The 24,890-nt window shown below is 69.7% G+C and carries 22 protein-coding genes; 13 read left to right on the top strand and 9 right to left on the bottom strand.

Annotated features, from left to right (window positions below; translation table 11 throughout):
- Positions 1-2: 2 nt before the first annotated feature.
- The 7 genes from DT073_RS09255 (at position 3) to lnt (ending at position 8,221) form a co-directional block, all read left to right on the top strand.
- On the top strand, positions 3-959 hold the full coding sequence (locus DT073_RS09255; RefSeq protein ID WP_124293128.1) for an FKBP-type peptidyl-prolyl cis-trans isomerase: 957 nt from the start codon (positions 3-5) through the stop codon (positions 957-959).
- A 47-nt stretch (positions 960-1,006) separates the two neighbouring features.
- Positions 1,007-2,014 carry a helix-turn-helix transcriptional regulator gene (locus DT073_RS09260; protein WP_124293129.1) on the top strand — a complete coding sequence of 336 codons (1,008 nt, stop codon included), beginning with the start codon at positions 1,007-1,009 and terminating at the stop codon, positions 2,012-2,014.
- Complete coding sequence (locus DT073_RS09265; protein WP_124293130.1) at positions 2,011-3,009, top strand: helix-turn-helix transcriptional regulator; 999 nt, start codon at positions 2,011-2,013, stop codon at positions 3,007-3,009. The genes DT073_RS09260 and DT073_RS09265 overlap by 4 nt, the downstream gene beginning before the upstream one ends.
- Before the next feature lie 49 nt (positions 3,010-3,058).
- Complete coding sequence (gene tatA / locus DT073_RS09270) at positions 3,059-3,307, top strand: twin-arginine translocase TatA/TatE family subunit (protein WP_124293131.1); 249 nt, start codon at positions 3,059-3,061, stop codon at positions 3,305-3,307.
- Positions 3,308-3,370: 63 nt separating this feature from the next.
- The gene (tatC, locus tag DT073_RS09275) at positions 3,371-4,129 is read left to right on the top strand and encodes a twin-arginine translocase subunit TatC (RefSeq protein ID WP_124294446.1); all 759 of its coding nucleotides are present in this window, start codon (positions 3,371-3,373) and stop codon (positions 4,127-4,129) included.
- Positions 4,130-4,151: 22 nt separating this feature from the next.
- A complete protein-coding gene (locus tag DT073_RS09280; RefSeq protein WP_124293132.1) occupies positions 4,152-6,626 on the top strand; it encodes a DEAD/DEAH box helicase in 2,475 nt (824 codons plus the stop codon).
- The gene (gene lnt, locus DT073_RS09285; protein ID WP_205782915.1) at positions 6,623-8,221 is read left to right on the top strand and encodes an apolipoprotein N-acyltransferase; all 1,599 of its coding nucleotides are present in this window, start codon (positions 6,623-6,625) and stop codon (positions 8,219-8,221) included. The genes DT073_RS09280 and lnt overlap by 4 nt, the downstream gene beginning before the upstream one ends.
- On the opposite strand, the gene DT073_RS09290 is transcribed toward lnt, so the two are convergent.
- The 4 genes from DT073_RS09290 to DT073_RS09305 all read right to left on the bottom strand — a co-directional run bounded on the left by DT073_RS09290 (position 8,222) and on the right by DT073_RS09305 (position 11,113).
- Positions 8,222-8,605: an RNA polymerase-binding protein RbpA gene (locus DT073_RS09290; protein WP_124293134.1), complete on the bottom strand. Its 384-nt coding sequence runs from the start codon at positions 8,603-8,605 to the stop codon at positions 8,222-8,224.
- A gap of 114 nt (positions 8,606-8,719) precedes the next feature.
- The gene (locus DT073_RS09295) at positions 8,720-9,523 is read right to left on the bottom strand and encodes a glycerophosphodiester phosphodiesterase family protein (RefSeq protein WP_240638533.1); all 804 of its coding nucleotides are present in this window, start codon (positions 9,521-9,523) and stop codon (positions 8,720-8,722) included.
- Positions 9,504-10,622, bottom strand: coding sequence for an SPFH domain-containing protein (locus tag DT073_RS09300; protein WP_124293136.1), 1,119 nt, complete (start codon positions 10,620-10,622; stop codon positions 9,504-9,506). Before DT073_RS09300 ends, DT073_RS09295 begins: the two co-directional genes overlap by 20 nt.
- Positions 10,619-11,113: an NfeD family protein gene (locus tag DT073_RS09305; protein ID WP_124293137.1), complete on the bottom strand. Its 495-nt coding sequence runs from the start codon at positions 11,111-11,113 to the stop codon at positions 10,619-10,621. Before DT073_RS09305 ends, DT073_RS09300 begins: the two co-directional genes overlap by 4 nt.
- Before the next feature lie 128 nt (positions 11,114-11,241).
- Here DT073_RS09305 and DT073_RS09310 point away from each other — a divergent pair, with 128 nt between their 5' ends.
- Positions 11,242-12,006 (top strand): SDR family oxidoreductase, encoded by a 765-nt coding sequence (locus tag DT073_RS09310; RefSeq protein ID WP_124293138.1) that lies wholly within the window; start codon positions 11,242-11,244, stop codon positions 12,004-12,006.
- A 3-nt stretch (positions 12,007-12,009) separates the two neighbouring features.
- Positions 12,010-13,989: a S9 family peptidase gene (locus tag DT073_RS09315; protein WP_124293139.1), complete on the top strand. Its 1,980-nt coding sequence runs from the start codon at positions 12,010-12,012 to the stop codon at positions 13,987-13,989.
- A 30-nt stretch (positions 13,990-14,019) separates the two neighbouring features.
- Here the strand turns inward: DT073_RS09315 and DT073_RS09320 are convergent, their stop codons facing one another.
- Together DT073_RS09320 and DT073_RS09325 are read right to left on the bottom strand one after the other, a co-directional pair.
- Positions 14,020-14,571: an HdeD family acid-resistance protein gene (locus tag DT073_RS09320; protein ID WP_124293140.1), complete on the bottom strand. Its 552-nt coding sequence runs from the start codon at positions 14,569-14,571 to the stop codon at positions 14,020-14,022.
- A gap of 109 nt (positions 14,572-14,680) precedes the next feature.
- A complete protein-coding gene (locus DT073_RS09325) occupies positions 14,681-15,706 on the bottom strand; it encodes a sugar-transfer associated ATP-grasp domain-containing protein (RefSeq protein WP_124293141.1) in 1,026 nt (341 codons plus the stop codon).
- A gap of 48 nt (positions 15,707-15,754) precedes the next feature.
- Here DT073_RS09325 and DT073_RS09330 point away from each other — a divergent pair, with 48 nt between their 5' ends.
- Together DT073_RS09330 and DT073_RS09335 are read left to right on the top strand one after the other, a co-directional pair.
- Positions 15,755-16,456 carry an alanine racemase gene (locus tag DT073_RS09330; protein WP_124293142.1) on the top strand — a complete coding sequence of 234 codons (702 nt, stop codon included), beginning with the start codon at positions 15,755-15,757 and terminating at the stop codon, positions 16,454-16,456.
- The gene (locus DT073_RS09335) at positions 16,453-17,505 is read left to right on the top strand and encodes an alanine racemase (protein WP_124293143.1); all 1,053 of its coding nucleotides are present in this window, start codon (positions 16,453-16,455) and stop codon (positions 17,503-17,505) included. Before DT073_RS09330 ends, DT073_RS09335 begins: the two co-directional genes overlap by 4 nt.
- Before the next feature lie 3 nt (positions 17,506-17,508).
- Here DT073_RS09335 and DT073_RS09340 read toward each other — a convergent pair whose 3' ends face one another.
- A complete protein-coding gene (locus tag DT073_RS09340) occupies positions 17,509-17,727 on the bottom strand; it encodes a DUF7455 domain-containing protein (RefSeq protein WP_124293144.1) in 219 nt (72 codons plus the stop codon).
- Positions 17,728-17,895: 168 nt separating this feature from the next.
- Between DT073_RS09340 and DT073_RS09345 the strand changes: the two genes are divergently transcribed.
- Positions 17,896-19,968 carry a DNA gyrase/topoisomerase IV subunit B gene (locus DT073_RS09345; RefSeq protein WP_124293145.1) on the top strand — a complete coding sequence of 691 codons (2,073 nt, stop codon included), beginning with the start codon at positions 17,896-17,898 and terminating at the stop codon, positions 19,966-19,968.
- Between the two features lie 10 nt (positions 19,969-19,978).
- Here the strand turns inward: DT073_RS09345 and DT073_RS09350 are convergent, their stop codons facing one another.
- A complete protein-coding gene (locus DT073_RS09350; protein ID WP_124293146.1) occupies positions 19,979-22,432 on the bottom strand; it encodes a DNA gyrase/topoisomerase IV subunit A in 2,454 nt (817 codons plus the stop codon).
- Between the two features lie 61 nt (positions 22,433-22,493).
- On the opposite strand from DT073_RS09350, the gene DT073_RS09355 reads away from it, so the two are divergent.
- Positions 22,494-23,618 carry an alkaline phosphatase family protein gene (locus DT073_RS09355; RefSeq protein WP_240638535.1) on the top strand — a complete coding sequence of 375 codons (1,125 nt, stop codon included), beginning with the start codon at positions 22,494-22,496 and terminating at the stop codon, positions 23,616-23,618.
- A gap of 15 nt (positions 23,619-23,633) precedes the next feature.
- On the opposite strand, the gene sepH is transcribed toward DT073_RS09355, so the two are convergent.
- Positions 23,634-24,677 carry a septation protein SepH gene (sepH, locus tag DT073_RS09360; RefSeq protein ID WP_124293147.1) on the bottom strand — a complete coding sequence of 348 codons (1,044 nt, stop codon included), beginning with the start codon at positions 24,675-24,677 and terminating at the stop codon, positions 23,634-23,636.
- Positions 24,678-24,890 lie beyond the last annotated feature (213 nt).

Raw genomic sequence — 24,890 nt, forward strand, 5'->3', positions numbered from 1 at the left:
GGGTGCGAAAACTCCCCGCTCTGCTCGCCGTCGTCGGCCTGTCCGCACTGACCCTGGTCGGATGCACCAGCGTCCCGGCTGCGGGATGCGACCGGCCCGCCTCATCCGGTTCCTCTCTCGACTCCCTCGTCACTGTCGACGGTGACCCGGGAAGCGCCCCCGAGGTCGAGCTGTACACGCCTTTCCAGGTCCGCTCGACCTCTCACACCGACCTCGAGGCCGGGGACGGAGCAGCGCTGACCGCGACCGAGCAGGCGGCTCTGCTGGATGTCACCATCGTCAGCGGCGAGACCGGCGAGGTGCTCATCCAGACCCCCTATGACGACGACATCGCCCGCGTGGCGCCGATGTCGCAGTGGTACACCCCGATCCCCGCTCTCGAAGACGCGCTGGAGTGCGCGACCGAGGGGTCGCGCGTGGTCGTCGGCCTCGCGCCCGGCGACATCCTGCCGGAGGCGGCGGCCAGCATCGGTCTCGCCGAGGACGAGTCGGCGGTCGCCGTCATCGACGTCCGCAAGGCCTATCTGCCCCGGGCGGCGGGCGCACTGCAGTTCAACGCCGGCTTCAACCTCCCCTCCGTCGTCCGCGCCGCCGACGGCACGCCCGGTGTGATCGTCCCGGATGCCGCTGCGCCGAGCGACCTCGTCGTGGAGACCCTCATCCGCGGTGACGGGCCCGAGGTGACCGGCGACGTGCCGGTGCGCGTGGCCTACACCGGCGTGCTGTGGGACGACAAGACGGTGTTCGATTCGTCGTGGGGCCAGGCGCCGGTGTCGTTCGCGCTCGAGGACGTCGTTCCCGGCTTCGCCGCGGGGCTCGAGGGCCAGACGGTCGGATCGCAGGTGATGATCGTCGTGCCGCCCGACCAGGGGTACGGCGATGCGGGCCAGGGGAGCGTCCCCGGTGGCGCGACCCTGGTGTTCGTCGTGGACATCCTGGGACTCGACGAGATCTCCTGACCTCCGCGCCTTCCGGATCTTCGCCGAGCCCCGCCTAGGATGAGGGGGTGCCGGCGAACACCCCTACGAAGAATCCGCCGGAGGAGCGCCTGGTCAACCTCGTGGTCGCCCTCATGGCGACGGAGCAGGGACTGACCAAGGACACGATCCTCCGCTCGGTCTCGGGCTATCGCGAGCACACCGAATCCGGTGCGTCCAAGGACGCACTGGAGAAGATGTTCGAACGCGACAAGGAGAATCTCCGCGGCCTCGGCGTTCCCATCGAGACGATCGGCGACTTCGCCGATCCCGACGATCTGCGCGACGCGCGGTATCGCGTACCGAAGTCCGAGTACTCCCTCCCCGAGGACATCGACTTCACGCCCGCCGAACTCGCATTGCTGAACCTCGCCGGGGAGGTGTGGAGCGAGGGGTCGCTGTCGGCCGAGGCCCGCAGCGGTCTGCGCAAGATCCGTGCCCTCGGCATCGACGTCGATGAGCCGATCATCGGATACTCGCCGCGCATCAGCGCCCGCGAGCCCTCGTTCCCGGTGCTGCAGCGCGCCATCGAGCAGAGTCGCGTGGTGACCTTCCCCTATGTGCGCCCCGGTGACGAGAATGAGCGGCTGCGGCGGGTCAGACCCCTCGCCCTCGTCGAGTACGAGGCCCGATGGCATGTCTTCGGACGCGACCTGAATCTCGACGCTGATCGCACCTTCCTCCTCAGTCGCATCGTCGGGGACGTCGCCGTCACCCGCGAGACCTTCGACCCGGCGCTGCGCGACGGCGCGGGGGAGAGGGCGCTGGCCGAACTGCAAGACCTCGCCGAACGCCAGCTCGCTCACCTCGAAGTCGACCCCGGAACAGAGGCGGCGCTGCGCCTCGCCCGTCGGGCACGCCCGGCCGGTCAGGGAATCCACGTGCCCTTCGTCGACGTCCATGTTCTCGCCGACGAGCTGGCCTCGTACGGCCCCGAGGTGCGGGTGGTCGCACCCGAGAGACTGCGCGCGCTCGTCGTCTCCCGCTTGCGGGGGGCCCTCGCGCGCCACGACGGAGCGCCAGGAGGCTCCTCATGAGCGCGCGACGTCCGCTGGTGGCCACGGATCGGGCCGCGCTCATCCTGCAGCTGGTGCCGTACCTCATCAGCAAGGGCGAGGTGTCGATCGCCGAGGCCGCCGAAGAGTTCGATGTGACCGGCGATGAGATGCGCGACATGGTGCAGAAGCTCACCGTCATCGGACTTCCGGGCGAACGAGGCTACTGGCAGATGGCGAACGATCTGTTCGACATCGACTGGGATCTTCTCGACACCCGGGACATCATCTCCATCACCCACTCCGTCGGTCTTGAGCGGTCTCCGCGACTGACCGCTCGTGAGGCTGCGGCACTCGTCGCGGGACTTCAGCTCGCACGCACCATCCCGGGGGTCGGCGACACCGAGGTCTACAGCGGTCTCCTCGCCAAGCTCTCGCAGGGTGCGTCGGCTAAACCCGCCGACGTCATCGTCGCGCCGAGCCCCGTCGACGACGTGCGCGAGGCGGTGGCGATCGCCCTGCGCGAGCGTGTCGCCGTCACCTTCACCTACAAGGCGCCCGAGTCGGAGCCGACCGCCCGCACGGTCGATCCTGTCAAGGTGCACATCGCCGATGGCCAGTGGTACCTGCAGGGATGGTGCCACCTGCGTCAGGCGATGCGCACGTTCCATCTCGACCGAGTCAGCGATCTGCGGGTCACCGACATCCCGAGCACGCACAGCGAAGACGCCGCACCCGGCTGGTTCGAACCGACCGACGGCGCAGGAGAGGTCATCGCCCGCATCCGCTTCCGTGCGTCGCTGGCGCCGCTGCTGGGCGACTACCTCGAGCGAGCGACCGTCGTGCGGGACGGCGACGAAGCGATCGCCACCCTGCGCGTCGCTGATGAGACGACGCTGCGCCGCCTCGCGGCACGTCGGGGCGGCGTGGTCGAGATCGTCTCGCCCGAGGGGGCACGTCGCGCGGCAGCCGAATGGGCTCGCGCGGGCCTCGCGCAGTACGCCGAACGCGCCGATCCGTCACCGGCCGGTTCATAGACGTCGCGGGTTAGACTGAAACTCCTGACCCCTAGCGACGGAGCCCATCGTGTTCCAAAACCTCACCGGCTGGCACTTCCTCGTCGTGCTCCTGGTCATCCTGCTGCTGTTCGGGGCGGCCAAGCTTCCGGCGCTCGCGAAGAGCGTCGGCCAGTCCGCCCGCGTTTTCAAGGGCGAGATGAAGGCGATGAAGGACGAGGATGCTCCTTCCGGCGACACCACGTCGTCGACGGCCTCTCCCACCCCGCCCGCCGCGTCACGCGACGCGTCTCCGGGCAGGTCTTCCGAAACCACCTGATCGGCCGTGGCCACGGCCGAACGCGCGCGCACCGACGACAGCGAGCCCCGGCGCGACCGGCGCATGTCGCTGGGCGCGCACATTCTGGAGTTGCGCAAGCGACTGATGATCGCTGTCCTCGCGCTCATCGTCGGGATGGTGGTGGCGTTCTTCATCACGGACCCGGTGATCCGTCTCATCACCCTTCCGATCCAGCAGGTCGCGGAGGTCAAGGGGGAGCAGGCAGCCGTCGAGCTGATGTTCACCACGGTCACCTCGGCCTTCGACCTGCGCCTGCGGATGTCCTTCGCGATCGGCCTCCTTCTTTCGGCGCCGATCTGGCTGTGGCAGATTTGGGCGTTCATCATGCCCGGGCTGACGCGAAAAGAGGTCCGCTACACCATCGGCTTCGTCGCCTCAGCGGTCCCGCTGTTCTTCGCCGGGGCCTACGTGGGCCTCCTGATCATGCCGCACATCGTCGAGCTGATGGCGACCTTCGTCCCCGAGGGGGCAGCCTCGTTCTTCGACGCGACCTACTATTACGATTTCGTCTTCAAGCTGCTGATCGTCGTCGGGATCTCCTTCGTCCTCCCGGTCTTCCTCGTCGCCCTCAACATCGCCGGCGTCATGAGCGGACGCGCGATCCTCAAAGGCTGGCGGGTGGCGGTCCTCGTCGCGACGATCTTCGCTGCTCTCGCCACCCCCGCTGCCGATGTCGTGAGCATGCTGATGCTGGCCGGCATCCTGGTCGTCCTCTTCTTCGCTGCCGCTGGGTTGTCCCTGCTGTTCGACAGCCGCCGGTCCCGCCGCGACGCCGCACTCCTGCCGCCCGGGGCGAGCTGATGACACCGCCCGGGTCGGCCTGATGAGCGAGCCGTCGCCGGCCGAGCGGTACGCCCGCGCGGCCGCGGCCTCTCGTGAGCAGCGCGGGCATCCGATCGCCACGGCCTTCGCCGCATCGCGACCGTTCGAACTCGATCCGTTCCAGATCGAGAGCTGCCGGGCGCTGGAGGAGGGTCGGAGCGTCCTGGTGGCCGCCCCGACCGGCGCCGGGAAGACGATCGTCGGCGAGTTCGCGATCCACCTCGCGATGCGCGAACCCCATGACAAGGCGTTCTACACCACCCCGATGAAGGCCCTGTCGAATCAGAAGTACCGCGAGCTCGTCGACGAGTACGGTCCCGATGAGGTCGGCCTGCTCACCGGCGACACGAACATCAACGGCAACGCCCGGGTGGTCGTGATGACCACCGAGGTGCTCCGCAACATGCTCTACGCCGACTCGCCGGCGCTGAGGAGCCTCCGCTACGTCGTCATGGACGAGGTCCACTACCTCGCCGATCGCTTCCGCGGCGCCGTCTGGGAAGAGGTCATCATCCACCTGCCCCGGAGTGTCCGACTGGTCTCCCTGTCAGCCACGGTGTCCAACGCCGAGGAGTTCGGCGACTGGCTCGACACCGTGCGCGGCGACACCGAGGTCATCGTCTCCGAGACCCGTCCGGTGCCGCTGGAGCAGCACGTCCTGGTCCGGGGAGACCTGTTGCCGCTCTTCGACGACAGGGCCGGGGTGGCCACCGCGCAGGTCAACCAGGAGCTGATGCGACTGCGGTCGTTCAAGGGCACGAGCTTCGAGAACAACCGCCGCGCCCAGCAGGTCCGAAACGATCCGAGCCGTCGTCGGCCGCCGCGGGGCGGGGTGCGGCCGGTCCGGCCCTCGAACATCCGCAGCATCGAGCGGATCGATCGCCCCGACGTCGTGCGACTCCTCGAGCGCAGCAACCTGCTGCCGGCGATCTTCTTCATCTTCAGTCGAGCCGGCTGCGACGCGGCCGTGCAGCAGGTGCGCCGCGCCGGACTCCGACTGACCACCCGCGAGGAGCGTGACCTCATCCGCGAGGTGGTGGAGCAACGCACCCGCACCCTCGGCGACGAGGACCTGGCCGTGCTCGGGTTCTGGGAATGGCGGGAGAACCTGGAGCGGGGTGTCGCAGCCCACCATGCCGGTCTCCTCCCCGCCTTCAAGGAGGTCGTCGAGGAACTGTTCCAGCGAAAGCTCGTCAAGGCGGTCTTCGCCACCGAGACGCTGGCGCTGGGAATCAACATGCCGGCGCGCACCGTCGTGCTCGAGAAGCTCGAGAAGTTCAACGGCGAGGCGCGCGTCGCGATCACCGCAGGCGAGTACACGCAGCTGACCGGGCGCGCGGGGCGGCGGGGGATCGACGTCGAGGGGCATGCGGTCATCCAGTGGACCGAGCAGATGGACCCGCAGCAGGTCGCCGCGCTGGCGTCTCGGCGCACCTACCCCCTGAACTCCAGTTTCCGTCCGACCTACAACATGGCGGTCAACCTCATCGACCAGTTCGGTCGGCCCCGGGCGCGTGAGGTTCTGGAATCCTCGTTCGCCCAGTTCCAGGCGGACCGTTCGGTGGTCGGGATCGCCCGGCAGGTCAAGGAGGCCGAGGAGTCGCTGGCGGGCTATGCGACGGCGATGGCCTGCGACCGGGGGGACTTCGTGGAGTACGCCGGGATCCGACGTGAGCTCAGCGACCTCGAGAAGATCAATCGACGGGATGCCACGGCACCGCGAGGCCTCCGGGAGAGCCGGCAGCGACAACTCGCATCCCTGCGCAAACGCATGCAGCGTCATCCCTGTCACTCGTGCCCCGACCGGGAGAGTCATGCCCGGTGGGGCGAGCGGTATCACCGTCTCGACCGCGACGTCCAGCGGATGCGTCGGCAGATCGACAGCCGCACCGGCACCGTCGCGCGGGTGTTCGACCGGGTCGTCGACGTGCTCACCGCTGTCCACTACGTCGATGTCGACGATGCCGGCGACACCCACCTGACCGCCGAGGGGCGCCGCATGAGGCGCATCTACGGCGAGCGCGATCTGCTGGTGGCGGAGTCGCTCCGGCTGCACCTCTGGGATCGACTGGATGCGTCATCTCTGGCGGCTCTGGCCTGCTGCCTCGTCTTCGAGCCACGGCGGGAGGACGGTCGTGAGAACGCGCTCCCGCGGGGTGCCTTCCGTCCGGTCTTCGCCGAGACGCTGACGCTCTGGCAGCGTCTGGACGACCTGGAGCGCGAGCATCACCTGCCGGGGTCGGAACCGCCCTCGGGCGGTCTGGCGTTGGCCATGCACACCTGGGCACGCGGAGGCATGCTCGACCGCGTGCTGGAAGAGGCCGACATGGCCGCGGGCGACTTCGTGCGCTGGGCGAAGCAGACCATCGACCTGCTGGACCAGCTCTCGATCGTCGCCGACACCGAGGTGGGACGGACCGCGCGCTCGGCGCTGGATGCGGTCCGGCGCGGTATCGTCGCGCATTCGTCGGTATGAGCGTCCCGTCGGCGGTGCGTGCAGTGCCGCGTCCGATCCTCCCCCTGTGGGCGGCGGTCCTCACCGCCGCCGTCGCCGGCCCGACCCTCGATCTGGCCTTCCCCGACGTGGGGTGGTGGCCGTTCGCCTTCGTCGGCGTGGCCTTCGCCCTGGTGTCCCTCATCGGCCGAAGCATCGGCGGTGCCGTCCTCGTCGGCTTCGTCTTCGGCGCCTCCTTCTATCTCATCCACATCATCTGGATCACCCGCTATCTCGGCCCGATCCCGTGGCTGGCGCTGTCGGGTCTGCAGGCCATCCTCATGGGGGTGGGGGCGATCCCGGTCGCCCTCGCCTACCGCTGGTTGCCGCGGGCGATGCCCGCGCGAGCAGCACAGCTGACCGTTCTTCCGCTTCTGGTCGGCGGGCTGTGGACCGCCCGCGAACTGTTCATGGGTTCCTGGCCCTACACCGGGTTTCCGTGGGCGCGGATCGGGATGAGCCAGTCCGAGAGCCCGCTGGCGGACATCGCGTCGTGGACGGGTGTCGCGGGCCTCACCTTCCTCATGGTGACCGCCACCGCCGCGATCATCGAGTGGCTGCGGGCCGGTCGTCTTCGCGACGTTCGCACCGCGCTCCCCGCGATGGCGGCCGTGGTGCTGCTCGTGGCCATCCCGGCTTTCCCGACCACCCCGTCCGGTGATCTCCGCGTCGGCGCGGTGCAGGGCAATGGGCCCTCGGCCTACTTCGATGAACGCACGCCGTACGCGATCCTGAACGCCCAGCTCGCGGCGACCGCACCGCTGGCCGAAGAGGATCTCGATCTGCTCGTGTGGCCGGAGGGAGGGATCGACTACGACCCGCTGCAGGACGGCACCACAGCGGCGACCCTCGACGCCCTGGCAGAGGAGTTCGGCGTACCGCTGCTCGTCAACGCGGCCACGGACCGCGGCGACCTGACGTTCAACACGTCGATGCTGTGGGAGGCCGGGGCGGAGAATCCCGTCGCGTTCCACGACAAGCGCAACCCGGTCCCGATGGGGGAGTACGTCCCGGACCGGTGGTTCTTCGAACGGATCGTTCCCGATCTCGTCGGTCTGATCCAGCGCGAGTACACCCCCGGCGACAACCCCCCTCTCATCGACGTCGGTGACGTGGGAGTCGGGCTGGCGATCTGCTTCGATGTCATCTACGACGCCGTCATCTGGGAGGGTGCGCGCGATGGCGCGGAGCTGTACGTGTTCCAGACGAACAACGCCGACTTCCGCGATACCGATGAGAACCTGCAGCAGCTCGCCTTCGCGCGGATGCGCGCGATCGAGACCGGCCGTTCCGTGGTGAACCTCTCCACGGTCGGCACCAGCCAGGTGATCGCCCCGGACGGGACGACCCTCGACAGCCTGCCGGCGGGTACCGCCGGTCAGATGCTCGCCGACGTTCCGCTGCGCACCGGTCTCACACCCGCCGTCGTGATCGGCCCCGCCGTGCAGGTGCTGCTGGGTTGGGGGAGTCTCCTGGCCCTCGCCGTGGTCGGCATCGCGCTGCGGGTGCGCGAGCGCAGGCAGACGAAGACGCCGGCCTCCGAGGAGACCGGCGTCGACAGGGACGTCAAGGCCTGATCAGGCGCTGAGCTTGCCCTTCGAGGTGTCGTCGGCCGCGCCGCGGCGGGCACGGACGAAAGCGAGACGCTCCTCGAGCAGCTCTTCGAGCTCAGGGATCGTGCGCCGTTCCAGGAGCATGTCCCAGTGGGTACGGGGTGCCTTCTCGTCGCTGTGATCGACCGTCGCGGTGCCCTCGCCGATGCGCAGGAGAGCCTCGGAGCCGCACGTGCGGCATTCCCAGGCCTGGGGCACCTCGGCGTCGGCCGCGAAGGTCAGGGTGGTGTCACGTCCGCAGGACGTGCAGGAGTAGATGTGCTGTACGCGTTCATGGAACACGACACCCTCTTCGCTCTGTAGGCTCTGGGCGCCGAGTCGGATGCCGCGAAGACTGCGGTCTGCCATTGTGTGGTCCTTCCGTCGCTGATCAGGTATAACGCCCTCGCCTGGGCGGATCATCCGAAGGGCGGGGCCCGGGGCGGCTTTCACAGCCGATGCTCAGGCCTTCGCGCCGGTCGTTCAGGCCGCGCGACGGGCGGCGAGGGGGAGCGCGATGTCGGCGCGGTCCGTGACGAGTCCGTCCACCCCGGCGTCGAGGAGCCTTTCCATATCCGCCGGATCGTTCACGGTCCACACGTGGATCTCGACTCCGTGGCGATGGGCGGTCTCGATGAGACGCGGAGTGACGATGGGCACACGTCCGTGACGCTCGGGAACCTGCAGCGCGTCGACGTCGGAGAGAAGCCGGGAGACGGCGCGGCGGGCCCTGATCCCGGATGCGAGGAGGAGACGGGTGATGGTGCGGGTGCCGGCCGAGGTCGCCGGTCGAACGGGTGCCCCGGCATCAACGGCCGCCCGGAGCGCGGCGTGTCGTCGTTCGTCGGAGAAGCTCGTCAGGAGCACCCGCTCACTGTGCGCGGCGACGCTGCGCCCGACCGGTTCCGCGGCGGCGGGTGCCTTGACGTCGAGATTGAACCGCACGGTGGGGAAGGACTCCAGCGCCTGGGTGAGCGTCAGAACACCGCCGAGCCCGGCCATGAGTACGGACAGCTCGCCGAAGGTCACGTCGGCGACCGCGCGCGGATCGCCGGCGACGCGCTGCAGATCGTCGTCATGGAAGAGCACCACTTCCCCGTCGACGGTCACATGGCAATCGGACTCGACGTAGGTCGCTCCGGCGGCGTGGGCGGCTGCCACCGCGGCGAAGGAATTCTCCACGAGATCCGTGGATCCCTCGGGGACCAGGCCGCGGTGGGCGAGCACGCGTGGCGCGTCCGAGGCCTGGAACCACGGATGCTTCGGGTCAGGCAGGGTCGCTCCCACCCTCGGTCGGAGTCGGGGTCGGGGCGTCGGCACGGACCGCCCCCGGTGTGGTGGAACGGGCCTCGTTGGCGATCGCATCAGCGTCCGACGCCGCTTCGCGCGCGGCAGCGACGGCCGCATCCGAGGCGGCGGAATACTCGGCACGGCGTGCAGCAGTCGTGGGGCGTCGCGCGCTTCCGGGCGTCGCCGTCGATCCGCCCTCGTCGCGCCCGCCGAGCGCATTGCCGATGCCCTTGAGTGCTTCGGTCAGTTCGCTGGGGATGATCCACAGCTTGTTCGACGGGCTCTCGCTGATCTTCGGCAGGGTCTGCAGGTACTGGTAGGCCAGCAGCTTGTCATCCGGCTCGCCCGCATGAATGGCTCCGAAGACCATCTCGATGGCCTCGGCCTCGCCCTGTGCGCGCAGCACCGCCGCCTGCTTGTCTCCCTCGGCCCGCAAGATCTCGGCCTGGCGTCGACCCTCGGCCTCGAGGATCTGGGACTGCTTCGTGCCCTCGGCGGTCAGGATCGCCGCACGGCGGTCGCGCTCGGCGCGCATCTGCTTCTCCATCGAGTCCTGGATCGAGGTCGGCGGATCGATGGCCTTCAGCTCGACGCGCGAGACCCGCAGGCCCCACTTGCCCGTGGCCTCATCCAGCACCACGCGAAGCTGGCCGTTGATGTTGTCACGGCTCGTGAGCGCCTCTTCGAGGTTGAGCCCCCCGACCACGTTGCGAAGCGTCGTGGTGGTCAGCTGCTCCACCGCGCTGAGGTAGTTGGCGATCTCGTAGGTCGCCGCGCGGGCGTCGTTCACCTGGAAGTAGACGACCGTGTCGATCGAGACCACCAGGTTGTCCTCGGTGATGACCGGCTGCGGGGGGAAGGACACGACCTGTTCGCGCATGTCCACCAGAGGGCGAAGGCGATCGACGAACGGGACCAGGATGTTCAGCCCGGGCGACAGTGTCCGCTGGTAGCGCCCGAGCCGCTCGACGATCCCGGCGTAGGCCTGCGGGATGATCCGGATCGACCGGAAGAGCACCACCACGACGAAGATCGCCAGGACGACGAGGAGGACGATGACGAAGATCTGGCCGATGAAGGCGCCGGGATCGATCACGGGGTGTTTCCTTCCGGTGGGTCGGGAGCGACGGGCGTGGCGGGGCTCACCTCGACGGTCGCGCCGAGGACCCGGTCGACCGTGACGCGCACGCCGACGCCGGCGCCGACGGCGCCGGCGGCCAAACGCGCCGTCCAGGTCTCGCCGTTGTCGAGGCGCACCGAGCCGCCTTCGCCGTCGACGAATGAGGCGACGACGCGACCGCCCATGCCGTAGAGGGCATCGACGTTGGTCCTCGCCGGTTCCCCGCGATGGAGGATCTTCAGCAGCAGCGGTCGGATGGTGAACAGCAGCAGTGCCGAAATCGCCGCCGCCGCGGCGATCTGCAGCCACCACGGGCCGCCGAGGAGATTGACCCCCAGGCCGCCGATGAGGCTCCCGGCGCCGATCATGAGGAAGGTGAACTCGAGCGTGAGCAGCTCGATGATGATGAAGACCCCCGCGAGCACCAGCCACACGATCCAGAGATATTGCGTGAGATCCGGCAGCATCGCGGCTCCTCCTCGGCCTTGACGGCCACCATAACACCGCAGTCCGGCACGTCGGCGTTGATAGGGTTCAGGGGGCCGGACGGCCTTGCCGCGGCATCCGCGGCGCGTCATCACAGGAGTCGCCACACATGTCTCAGACCCTTGCTCCCGGATCGCTGGCAGGCAAGACCGCCCTCGTGACCGGATCCTCCCGCGGCATCGGAGCCGACACCGTCCGCTACCTCGCCGAGGCGGGCGCCGATGTCGTGATCAACTACCGCAACAAGGCGCCGCGCGCCGAGAAGCTCGCCACCCAGCTGCGCGACCTCGGAGTCCGCGCGCTCGTGGTCGGAGCCGATCTCACCGACCCCGACTCGGTGCAGGCGATGTTCGCCGAAGTCGAACGCGAGTTCGGTCGGCTGGACATCCTGGTCCTCAATGCCTCGGGCGGCATGGAGGCCGGCATGGCGGAGGACTATGCGCTCCGTCTCAACCGCGACGCCCAGGTGTCGGTCCTCGAGACCGCGCTGCCCCTCCTCGGAGATGGCGCTCGTGTCGTCTTCGTCACCAGTCACCAGGCGCACTTCATCCGAACGACGCCGACGATGCCCGAGTACGAGCCGGTCGCGCTGTCCAAGCGTGCGGGCGAAGACGCGCTGCGGGAGCGCATCCCGATGCTCTCCGAGCGTGGCGTGGAGTTCGTGGTCGTATCGGGCGACATGATCGAAGGCACCATCACCGCCACGCTCCTCGAGCGTGCGAACCCCGGCGCGATCGCCTCGCGACGCGAGTCGGCGGGACGGCTCTACAACGTCTCGGAGTTCGCCGGCGAAGTGGCCCGGGCCGCGGTGGATCCCATCCCCGACGACAACACGCGGCTCGTCGGCGACACCGCATCCTTCGCGGGGGAGTGAACCGTGGGCCCCACCGACATCCAGAAGCTCCTCGGGGTCGGGCGGCCCGCACTCTCGTCGCAGGGCGGGTTCGCGGTCTTCTCCGTCAGCCGTCCCGACCTCCCGGCCAACCGGACGGTCGGTCAGCTGTGGCGGATCGACCTGCCCGACGGTGCTCCGCGCCGGCTCACGCGTGGCGTTCTCGACACGGCCCCAGTGCTCTCGCCCGATGACACGCGCTTGGCGTTCCTCCGGCCGGATGCCCGGGGTCGCTCACAGGTCTTCGTGGTCGCCCCGGCCGGGGGCGAGCCGGTGCAGGCCACCGATGCCCCGCTCGGGGTCGGCGAGGTCGTCTGGACGACGGACGGCCGCTCCCTGGTCTACACCGCACGGATGCCCGAGGACGGACGGTACGGCACCGTCGAAGGATTGGATGCCGCGGCCGAGGCGCCTCGGCGGATCACCGGCGTGCGCTGGAACGCGAACGGTCTCGGCTACCTCGCCGACCGTCCGGCGCAGATCTTCGTGATCGCCGCGCCGGAGGTCGACAGCGAGCCGTTCTACGACCCCGCGCCCGCCGTGCGCGACGAGGATGTAGCAGCGCGCCCGACCGTGATCGGCGCGACCCCGCGTGCGCTCACCGACGGCGACCTCAGCTGGTCGACCCTGGCGGTGGCGGGCGAGGAGGTGCTGGCCGTTCCCGATCGGATCGAAGTCGACCGTCGAGACCTGCGCACCCCCGTCATCGCGCATCACCTCGACGGCTCCGGGCGCCGCGAGGTGCTCGGAACCGATGCGAACCTGTCGGTGACGGGTCTTGCCGTCGCGGACGACGGCACGGTGGCCGCCCTCGCCTCCGACGTGGGCTCCGCGGGAACGGACTTCGTCGCGCCCGGCACCGCGCTGTTCGTGATCGCCGCGGGGGAGGCCCGAGTCCTCACCGATCCCGAGACGATCGACCTGGGCGAGGTCGGAAGTCACCTCACCCCGATCGGCGACGACGTCCTCGTTCAGGATCGGCGCCGCGGGCGCGTCCGGCTCCTCCGCGTTGCCCGCGACGGATCGGCCGCCACGGTCATCGACGGCGACCGCGAGGTGCTCGGTCATGCGGCATCCGGCTCCGTCATCGTCGCCGCCGTCGCCACCCCCGACTCGTTCGGCGAGATGGTCCTCGCCGGGCCCGGTGAGCCCCGCGTGCTGACCGCGTTCGGAGCCTCCGCGGCCGCAGCGGGAATCGTCGAGCCGCGCGAGCTGACCGTTCGCGGTCGCGACGGCTACCCGGTGCACGGCTGGGTCGCCCGGCCCGACGGGGACGGGCCCTTCCCCGTCGTCCTCCAGATCCACGGGGGACCCTACGCCAGCTATGGCGTCCATCTCTTCGACGAGACCCAGGTCCTCGTCGACGCGGGCTACGCCGTGGTCTACTGCAACCCGCGCGGGTCTGCCGGCTACGGCCGCGCGCACGGTCGCGCCATCCGCCAGGCGATGGGGACGCTCGACCATCACGACGTCATCGATTTCCTCGACGGCGCGCTGGAGTCCGATCCGACTCTCGATGCCGGGCGACTCGGCATCATGGGCGGCTCGTACGGCGGTTACCTCACCGCGTGGATCATCGCGCACGACCACAGATTCCGCGGAGCGATCGTCGAGCGCGGCTTCCTCGAGCCGACGTCGTTCCAAGGGACGAGCGACATCGGCTCGTTCTTCGGCGACGAATACGTCGGCGTCGACCCCGAGCTCATCGCCGCGCAGAGTCCCATGGCGGTCGTCGGGCAGGTGCGCACGCCCACCCTCGTGATGCACGCCGAGGAAGACCATCGGTGCCCGCTGGAGCAGGCGACGCGCTACTACTCGGCGCTCACGCGTGCGGGGGTTCCGAGCGAGATGCTGCTCTTCCCCGGCGAGAACCACGAGCTCACCCGGAGCGGCCGGCCCCGCCACCGCGTCGAACGCTTCGACGCGGTGCTGGAGTGGTGGGCGCGTCACCTGCCCGTCGCCTGAACGCGCCGGGCAGGTGACGCGCCGTTCCGGTCAGACGCGACCGAAGCGCAGGGCGCGGATGATCTGGATGATGCCCAGGATCACCAGCGAGACGCCGAAGAACAGCCAGACGATGAGGGCGCCCCAGATGGGGGCGAACATCACCACGACGCCGGCGACGATGCTGATGATCGCGAAGAAGATCGTCCAGCCCTTCGACGACGCGTCCGACAGGGTGGAGAGCGAGACGATCCCCTCGACCACCCACGTGATGCCGATCATGAGCCCGACGAGAAGGAGCAGCCAGTCGGTGGCCGCACCGAAGTTGAGGAAGGCCACGACGCCGGCGATGACGAACAGCACGCCGAGGACGATGTAGCCGATTCTCGACCAGCCGCCTCGCTCCCGCGAGAACGCACCGAGGCCGATGTAGACCAGTCCGGCGATGATGGCGTAGATGGCGAGCAGGAAGGTGACGACACCGAACGCCTTCTGTGGCCAGATGAGGATGAGCAGACCGAAGATCAGCGCGATCGCGCCGACGATGCCGAGGGCGACCCGGACGGTGCTGGTGAGGGACTTCTCCCCGGTGCCGGTGGACATGACCGAACCCTTTCTGAGCATTTGCTGAGAGACTGCGCTCTCACTGTAGACCCGGGACGGGCTCAGGGGAACGGCGACAGGCCGTCGGGTTCGCGGCTTCCCGTCTTCGTCAGCCCAGCCCGGTCGCGGCCAGATAGCGGGCCTTGTGTCCGGTGCGGATGCCGGTGACGCTCGGCTTGTTCTCGTACACGCCGGCTCCCCAGTTCCCCTCGACCAGCACCGGACCGGTGGGGGTCACCACGATGTCCCATCCGACGTACTGCACCTGAGGGACGACGCGGGCGACGCGGTCGACGAACGCGACGACCTCGGCCATCATCGGCAGCTGGAAATCGGCGATCCGGAATCCGGAGTCCGGATGGGTGATGTGCACGTGGCCGTGCGAGTCGTAGCCGGGACCCACGGCGCGACCGTCGTCGTCGAGCATCGTGTAGAAGCCGCCGAACGACATCTGGTCGCTGACCGCGCCGCGACCGAACTTCTGCGCGATCGCGAGGATGTGGGTGCGCTCCCCGTCGAAGAACGCCGTCACACGCGTGGTGTTCACCGTCCCCGGGCAGACCGCGGCGAGGTCGGGATGCTGCACGATGACCTCTTCGATGAGGAGCTCGCCCCGGTCGTGAAGCCCGTGGTGGAATGCTGTCCAGTCGTCGATGTCGGCGGCGTGGTACCTGTGGACGCCGGTTCCGGCCTGACCGATCGGTTCCTTGGTGACGATGGTCCCGTGGCGCTCGGTGAAGGCGCGGACCTCGTCGGCGTTGTCGGGTTCGACCACCATCCACTCCCGGTGCAGGTGCTCGGAGAAAGCGCGGTCGAACTCGATCTTGTCCTGGAACAGGTGGCGGAAGTCGGGGTGGTCGAAGCGCTGCGACAGCTGATTGGAGAAGGGGTGCGTCATGAACGTCGCCCGCTCACGACGGTTCAGGATCGCGAAGTCGTAGTCGATGTAGTCCTGGAAGCCCACCTGACGGAACCCCGCGGAGAAGAGCATGTCCACCACGATGGCGGGCGTCCACTTGCCGTGCAGCGCGGAGGTTTCCCTGGCCCGCTCCCACACCGAGCCCACGTTGATCCTCCGCGCGCGGTAGGCGAGGTAGCGAAGGCGGGAGGAGAGGCCGAGACCGGTCGAGGGCATGGGGACTTTCGAGTCGGGGACGACGGACCCGGATAGTCTAGAGGGGTGATGTCGGTGGATCCTCTGCGTCCGACTGCCGAGTCCTCACGGGGCGCTGCCGCCCCCGTCGCGGCGCAGCTGGACCCCCGGCCCGTGGCCCTCATCCGAGGATCTGCCCTTGCGCACAACCTTCGGATCGCCCGCGACGCCGGGCTCCTCGTGGTCGATCGCGACGTCCTCGATGCCGACGCCTGGGGTCACGGTGCCGACATCGTCGAGCGCGCGGTGTCATCGGCGGGCATGGCGTGGGCGGAGAGCGGGGGAGACGCCGCGCTCGCGGGCGCGTGGCTGTTCGGCCTCCCCGGATCACCCGGTCGGCCCGTCATGGCGCTCACGGGCCGGGTGATCGCGACCAAGCTCCTGCGGGAAGGGGAGGGTGTCTCCTACGGGTACACCTTCCGGGCCCCGTCGGACACCACCATCGCCCTCGTCAGCGGCGGCTACGGGCAGGGTGTGGTGCGCCATCTCGGCAACAGGGTGGCCGTCCGCGTCGAGGGGCGCGATGCGCCCGTCGTCGGTCGGGTGGCGATGGACGTCTGCGTGGTCGACCTCGGGCCGCGGGCCGTCGTCCCTCCGGGAGCGCCGGCGGTGTTCTTCGGCGATCCCGATCGGGGGGAGCCGTCGCTGGGGCGGTGGACCACGGCGACGGGACTGGACGCCGGTGAGATCCTCGCGATCGTCGGTGTTCGCGCTCGTCGGGAGGCGGCATGACCGGATCGGTCCTCGAAGTCGACCTCGACCTGTTCGCGATGAACCTCGCTCGGGTCCGCGCGGCGATCGCGCCCGCCGAGCTCATGCTCGTGGTCAAGAACGATGCGTACGGGCACGGCGTGGACGCCGTGGTCGCACGTGCGCGACGGGAGGGTGTCCGCTGGTTCGGAGCCTTCGACCTCGTGACGGGCGCGCGGGTGCGAACAGGAGCGGGCGGGGACGCGCGCATCTTCGTGTGGATCGCCGATACGCCCGAGCAGGTCGCTGCCGCGATCGAACTGGACCTCGACATCGGGGTGGGCGATCGCCGACTCCTCGACGACATCGCCGCTCGGCGCGGGGGCCCGCGCCCCGCACGGGTTCATCTCAAGATCGATACGGGGCTGCGCCGCAACGGCGTCCGGCCGGAGGAGTGGTCGGAGTTCGTCTCGATCGCCGCGGCCGCCGAACGCGCGGGGAGCCTCATCGTCGAGGGGATCTGGAGCCACATCGCCGAAGCATCCGACGAGGACGACGACATCGCGCGGGACCGGTTCGAACAGGCTCTGCGGACCGCGGAGACCGCGGGGCTCCGGCCCCGCTGGCGCCACCTCGCAGCCAGCGCCGCGGCGTTCGCCCGACCGGAGTTCCGTTACGACATCGCCCGGGTCGGGGCGTTCTGCTACGGCATCCGTCCCGCGGGCGGGCCCGACGAGGCCGAGCTCGGAGTGAAGCCCATCGCCCGCTGGGTGGCGCCCGTCGTCGAGGTGGCCGGCGACGTGGTGCGCATCGGCGTGGGTGCGCGCGACGGGCTGTTCAGCACCCTGGCGTCGCGGGCCGATGTCGCGACGCCCGCCGGGCCGCGCCGGCTCCTCACCGTCGCCGGGGCGATGTCGGAGGTCGCCGCATGGCCGGGGGCCGACATCGGTGACCGGGTGGTCGTGTACGGCGACGCCGGCCGCAACGAGGAGACCGCGACCTCGCTCGCCGAGACGATCGATTCGATCGGCGAAGAGGTCGCGGTCCGGGTCTCGCCGCTGGTACCCCGGCAGTACCGGGGCGTGCGGTGATCGTCAGTCGTCGCCGCTGAGGCGTGCGGTCTCGTCGTGCCAGGAGGTGGCCACGGCACGGAGCTTCTCTTCGTACTTGCGGCCGTGGTGAGCGCAGAACAGCAGCTCGCTGCCGTTCACCTCGGCGGCGATGTAGGCCTGAGCTCCGCAGGAATCGCAGCGGTCCACCGCGGTCAGGCGGTATTCGAGGACGGCCGTCTCAGAGGGTGTCGAAAGTGTCATCGCGGTGCCTCCTCGGGATTGTGACTCTCGGCGTGGTCCCCACATACAACCACGGCACGCTGACGGTCATGCCGCGATCCGATGGCCGTTCGCTGAGCGCGTACGGCGGCGCCCGACGGTCGTGTCTGTGCAAGGCCGGGGCGGAACCCCCGGTTAGCCTTGGAGATTGTGACCGCCGCTGAGTATTCCGCCCATCACCTGCAGGTGCTCGAAGGGCTCGAGGCCGTCCGCAAACGTCCGGGCATGTACATCGGCTCGACCGATGCCCGCGGCCTCATGCACTGCCTCTGGGAGATCATCGACAACGCCGTCGATGAGGCGCTCGGTGGTCACGGAGATCACATCGACGTCGTCCTCCACGCCGACGGCAGCGTCGAGGTCCGCGACCGCGCCCGCGGCATTCCGGTTGACGTCGAGCCCCGCACCGGGCTCACAGGCGTGGAGGTCGTCTTCACCAAGCTGCACGCCGGCGGCAAGTTCGGCGGGGGGTCGTACGCCGCGTCGGGAGGTCTGCACGGCGTGGGTGCTTCCGTCGTCAACGCCCTCTCCGAGCGCCTCGACGTCGAGGTCGACCGCGGGGGCAAGACCTATGCGATGTCGTTCCACCGCGGCGAGCCGGGGGTGTTCGCGGGCCCGGGTCCGGACTCGCCGTTCACCCCCTTCGAGGACAGCAGCGAGCTGCGCGTGGTCGGCAAGGCGCCGCGCGGGGCGACGGGAACGCGCATCCGCTACTGGGCCGATCGGCAGATCTTCACCCGCGATGCCGCGTTCTCCTTCGAGGAGCTCGAGCAGCGGGTCCGGCAGACGGCGTTCCTCGTCCCCGGTCTGCAGATCGTCGTGCGTGACGAGCGCGCAGGCGAGCCGGTCGAGACGTCCTACCGCTTCGAGGGCGGCATCTCGGAGTTCGTGGAGTTCCTCGCCCCCGACGCCGGTGTCACCGACGTGTGGCGGTTGACCGGTACCGGGGTCTTCACCGAGACCGTCCCCGTGCTGCAGCCCACCGGCGCGATGATCCCCACCGAGGTCGAGCGCACCTGCGAGGTCGACATCGCGCTGCGGTGGGGCATCGGCTACGACACCGTCGCCCGCTCCTTCGTCAACATCATCGCCACTCCGAAGGGCGGCACCCATCAGCAGGGGTTCGAGCAGGGACTGATGAAGGTGCTGCGCGCACAGGTGGAACAGAACGCTCGCCGGCTGAAGGTGGGCAACGACAAGATCGAGAAGGATGACATCCTCGCCGGCCTCACCACGGTGATGACCGTCCGGCTGCCCGAGCCCCAGTTCGAGGGCCAGACAAAAGAGGTGCTGGGCACCCCGGCCGTCCGTCAGATCGTGGCTCAGGTCGTCACGAAGGAGCTCGCCGCGCGCTTCTCTTCCACCAAACGCGACGACAAGGCGCAGACGTCGCTGCTCTTGGACAAGGTCGTCTCGGAGATGAAGGCGCGCATCTCGGCGCGCACGCACAAAGAGACGCAGCGTCGGAAGAATGCCTTGGAGTCGTCGTCTCTGCCGGCCAAGCTGGCCGACTGCCGCACGAACGACGTCGCCGAATCAGAGCTCTTCATCGTCGAGGGCGATTCGGCGCTCGGCACGGCCAAGCTCGCGCGCAACAGCGAATACCAGGCCTTGCTGCCGATCCGCGGGAAGATCCTGAACGTTCAGAAGGCATCGATCAGCGACATGCTGTCCAACGCCGAGTGCGCATCGATCATCCAGGTGATCGGTGCGGGTTCGGGCCGGTCGTTCGACCTCGACGCCGCGCGCTACGGCAAGGTCATCCTGATGAGCGATGCCGACGTGGACGGTGCGCACATCCGCACCCTCCTGCTGACCCTGTTCTTCCGCTACATGCGTCCGCTCGTCGAGGCCGGACGGGTGTTCGCCGCCGTCCCGCCCCTTCACCGGGTCATCGTGATGCATCCCGGGACCAAGCCCAATGAGACGATCTACACCTTCAGCGAACAGGAGCTGCACACCCTGCTCACCAAGCTCACCAAGGCGGGGAGGCGTTGGCAGGAGCCGGTGCAGCGGTACAAGGGTCTCGGTGAGATGGACGCCGACCAGCTCGCGACCACGACGATGGATCGGGGCGGACGGACGCTTCGAAGGGTGCGCGTGGAGGACGCCGAGGCGGCCTCTCGTGTCTTCGAACTGCTGATGGGTACGGACGTCGCCCCCCGTCGCGAGTTCATCGTCGACTCCAGCGACCGGCTGTCGCGGGAGCGCATCGACGCCTGACCGGCGTCCCTCAGCGCACGACGGTGCCGACCGCTCCGACGACACCGTCGAGCGGCGTTCCCGACGCGTCGCGTCGTGCACCCGGCGCCGGCAGCTGTCGAACCGCACCGTCGGGACCGACCGCCCGGGGGTCGGAACCGACCCAGGCCAGGCTCAAGGCGTCCTCGCCCCGGAGGAAGCGGTGCGCCCGCACCCCGCCGGTGCCGCGTCCCTTGGCGGGGTACTCCGTGAAGGCCGAGACCTTGGCCGATCCGGAGTCGGTGCCTGCCAGTGCTGTGGAGGCGCCCGCGACGGTGACCACCACGGCGTCGAAGGCCGAGCCGCCGACGACGAAGAACCCGATCGCCTCCACTCCTGTGGCCAGCCTGATCCCGGCCATCCCACCGGCGGCACGGCCCTGGGGTCGGACGGACGACGCGTCGAAGCGCAGCAGCTGCGCGTCCGCGGCGACGAACACCAGCTCCGCTCCGTCGGGCGCGAGGGCGGCCCCGACGACGCGGTCACCGTCCTTGAGGGAGATGATCGCGACGTCGTGCTTTCCCGCGAGCTCGGAGGCGGCGACCCGCTTGACCACGCCCTGGGCGGTGCCGAGTGCGATGGGCGGATCGGACGCGAGGGGGACGAGGGCGACCACATGCTCGCCGCCGGTGAGCCCGAGGTACTGGTCGGCGCGGGTCCCCGCCGACAACTGCACCGAGTTCCCCGGAACGGAGGGCAGGTCGACCGGCGAGAAGCGGACGAGGCGTCCTGCGGTGGTGACCGCTCCCACGTCCCCGCGCGTCGTGGTGTCGACCGCGGAACGCACAGCGTCGTGCTTCGATCGGCGGGCCGGTGCGACGATACCGCCGCCCGGTGCCTCCGGCGTCCGCTCGGCGCGCACCATGCGTCCCGTCGCGGAGAGGAAGACCCGGCAAGGCGCGTCGGCGATCTGGAGGTCGACCGGACCCGCCGACTTCGACGACCGTGCCGCGACCGGACCGCCGTTCAGCAGCAGGGTCCGCCGTGGGGTGCCGAGCGCTTCGGCGGTGGCGTCCAGCTCGGCGGCGACCTGGGCCCGGAGCAAGGCCGGGTCGCCCAACAGCTCGACGAGGGCGTCGATCTCGGCCTTCAGGGCGTCGCGTTCGGCTTCCAACTCGATGCGCGAGAACTTCGTCAAGCGCCGCAGGCGCAGCTCCAGGATGTACTCGGCCTGCACCTGGGTGAGGTCGAAGACGTCCATGAGCCGGCCACGCGCCTGCTCCCCGTCGTCGGAGGTGCGGATCACCTGGATGACCTCGTCGATGTCGAGGATCGCGATGAGGAGACCTTCGACGAGGTGGAGGCGTTCGCGGCGGCGCGCAAGGCGATACTCGCTCCGTCGCGTGATCACGCGGATGCGGTGGTCCAGGTACACCCGGAGCATCTCGCGCAGCCCGAGCGTCTTCGGCTGGCCGTCGACGAGGGCGACGTTGTTGATGCCGAAGGAGTCCTCCAGCGGCGTCAGACGGTACAGCTGCTCGAGGACGGCGTTCGGGTCGAACCCGGTCTTCACGCCGATGACCAGACGCAGACCCTTCGTACGGTCGCTGAGATCGGTGACGTCGGAGATGCCCGTGAGCTTCTTGCTCGTGACGGCGTCCTTGATCTTCTCGATCACGCGCTCCGGACCCACGAGATACGGCAGCTCGGTGACGACGAGTCCCGTCCGGCGCGGACCGAGGCTTTCGATCGACACCTTCGCCCGGGTGCGGAACGACCCGCGTCCCGCGGCATAAGCGTCGCGGATGCCGTCGAGCCCGACGATGATCCCGCCGGAGGGCAGGTCGGGGCCGGGGACGAACTCCATCAGCTCTTCGAGGGTCGCCTCGGGGTTCTCGAGCAGGTGCACGGCGGCGGCGACGACCTCGATGAGGTTGTGCGGGGCCATGTTGGTGGCCATCCCCACCGCGATGCCCGATGCGCCGTTGACGAGCAGGTTGGGAAACGCAGCCGGAAGCACCTCCGGCTGCTGGAACTGGCCGTCGTAGTTGGGGATGAAGTCCACGACGTCTTCATCGAGGTCTGCGGTCATCGCCAGGGCCGGGGGAGCCAGGCGGGCCTCGGTGTACCGCGGAGCCGCGGGTCCGTCGTCGAGCGAGCCGAAGTTGCCGTGCCCGTCGACCAGAGGCACCCGCAGCGAGAAGGGCTGGGCCAGGCGCACGAGGGCGTCGTAGATCGGAGCGTCGCCGTGCGGGTGGAGTTTCCCCATCACCTCGCCGACGACCCGCGCGCTCTTGACGTGCCCGCGATCGGGCCGAAGCCCCATGTCGGCCATCTGGAAGAGGATGCGGCGCTGCACGGGCTTCAATCCGTCGCGGGCGTCGGGCAGGGCGCGGGAGTAGATGACGGAGTAGGCGTACTCGAGGAACGACCCCTGCATCTCGACGGAGACGTCGACGTCCTCGATGCGTTCGGTGGGCGTGGTGTCAGCGGGTGATGCGGGCATGGCGATGGGGTTCCAAGACGGAGCGGGGGAGCCGCCGGCGGGGTGTGCCAGACTGGCCCGGGTGACCGTCAGCCTACCGTCGGACCCGCCCGGTGCCCGGCGCCTCACCGGGGTCGTGCCGGAGTTGATCGCGGCGCTCAGGGGCGCATCCGACCAGTGGGCCCCCGCGCGAAGCGCGATCGTCTGCGTGGTCGACGGTCTCGGAGCCCACAATCTGCGAGCCCGCAGCGGTCACGCGCGGTATCTCGCGGCGGCGATGTCGAAGAAGGATGTCGCGCGGACCGTGTTCCCCACCACCACCGCCGCTGCGCTCACGAGTCTGCTGACGGGGACCGAGCCGGGTACCCACGGCATCGTCGGCTACCGCGCCTTCGTCCCCGACACCGGCGAGGTTCTCAATCAGCTCCGTGGGTGGGACACGCACGGACTGCCGGTGAGCTGGCAGCGCGCTGCGCCTCTCTTCGGCCGGGAAGCCGAAGCCGGCCGGCCGACGTTCTTCGTCTCCAAGCCCGAGTACACCGGCACGGGGTTCACCGAGGCGACGCTGCGCGGTGCGGTGGCGGTCCCGGCCGAGGACTTCTCCGACCGGGTCGACCTCGCCGTCGACCTTGCGGCCCGGCATCCGGGCGCCCTCATCTATCTCTACACACCGGAGCTCGACGGGATCGGACATCGTCGCGGATGGGAATCCGACGAGTGGACGATCGGGCTGGAGGACGTCGACGCCGCGCTCGCGCGGCTCGGCGGAGCGCTGCCGGGCGACGTGGGGGCGATCGTCACCGCCGACCACGGGATGGTCGACGTTCCCCGGCACCGGCATCGCCTTCTGGTCGAGGGGAGCCCCCTGCTGGAGGGTGTGGCACAGATCGGCGGCGAACCCCGGATGCTTCATCTGTACGCCGACCCGGGGACCGCCGATGACGTCGCCGACGCGTGGCGGGCAGCGGAGTCCCCCCACGCGTGGGTCCTCACGAGGGACGAGGCTGTCGCGAGCGGCCTGTTCGGTGACGTCGATCCCGTCGTGCGGCCGCGCATCGGCGACGTCCTCGTCGCCGCGCGCGGGGCCACGGCGTACTACGACGACCGGGACGCCGAACGCACCGGTCAGCAGATGGTGGGCCAGCACGGCTCGCTCACCGACGCCGAGCGGATCGTTCCGCTCATCCGCCTCGGCGCGTTCGCCTGAGCGGTGCCGCGCGTATCAGTCGTCGCCGCGTGCGCCGAAGACGATCTCGTCCCAGGAGGGCATCGACGTGCGTCCCTTGCGGCGTCCCGCGGCCTCGGCGACCTGCGTCGCCGACGGACCCCTGTCGGACGGAACGCTCTCGTCGGAGGGCTCGGGCCCATCGCCGTACCCCGGCTCGAGGGCGTCGAAGAGTGCGACGGGCTGCGATGACGTCGTGCGCTCTCGCGCCTCCTCCGCGCCGGGAAGGGGTTCCCGCTGGCCACGACGACGACGCAGGGCTTCGAGCAGGTCGGCGGTCTCCGCGGAGGTGACCGCCGGTTCGGTCGCCCGCTTGATCGCGGCCTGCTGGACGGCCGGCGCGACCGGTGCGGGGATCTCGGGGTGCTCGAGGTCGGCCTCCGGCGGGCGACGGGGCCCGAAGGCGCCGCTGTCGAAGCGCGAGTCGTCCTTGGCGGGGGCGGTGTCGAGGGCCCGCAGGCGTGGGATCAGTCCTTCGGGGAGCGAACCCTGACGCGACAGCTGGATCGCGTCGGCATTCAAGGGCGAGAGGGTGCTGCGGCGGGGATCGAAGCTCCACCGCGCATCATGGTCGACGCTGTTGGCGGTGAACTCGAGCTTGACGATCCATCCCGAGGGCTCCTTCCAGCTCGTCCACCGTTCGCCGACCGCGCCGGCTTCGTGGAGCTTGCCGCGCACGGCTGCTCCGAACGTGGGGTGCGCGTCGTGCTCGAGCTGACCGCCCAGCAGCACCGGCACAGCGAGAGCCTGACCGACGACGTGCTCGCGCTCGGCGAGCACCGGTCCTTCGAAGCGGGCCACGTCTTCCACGCGGCAGCCCAGCAGCGTCGCCACCTCGGTCGTCGATAGCCCGGCACGGATGTGCGACTGGATCTCGCGAGGGCTGGGGCGAGCGGCCTGGCCGTCGTGGTCGCGGTCGCGTCGCGTGCGGCGCAGCTCGTTGCGCAGCACCTCATCGACGGGCAGCGAGAACCGGTCGCCCGATTCGGTCGCGAGGACGAGTCTGTCGTCCTCGGTTCCGATCACCTTGAGCTGTTCCATGCGAACGCCTCTCCGACTCAGCAGTGCCGCCATGGTGTCACAGGGACGCCCCGGGGCCGGGAATATCGTGCGCGTGGCGCATGTTCCGGTGGGTGATCGTCGCCCCCTCGCGCCTGGGGCGGCATCCGATCACCCGCAGGCGTGCCCAGAGCGTCCGAACCGGGCGCCGCGGCGCCGGATGCGGCATTTGCGAAATGCCCACCGGTCATGCAA

This window comes from Microbacterium sp. ABRD28, from assembly GCF_003850245.1.
Lineage (GTDB): Bacteria > Actinomycetota > Actinomycetes > Actinomycetales > Microbacteriaceae > Microbacterium.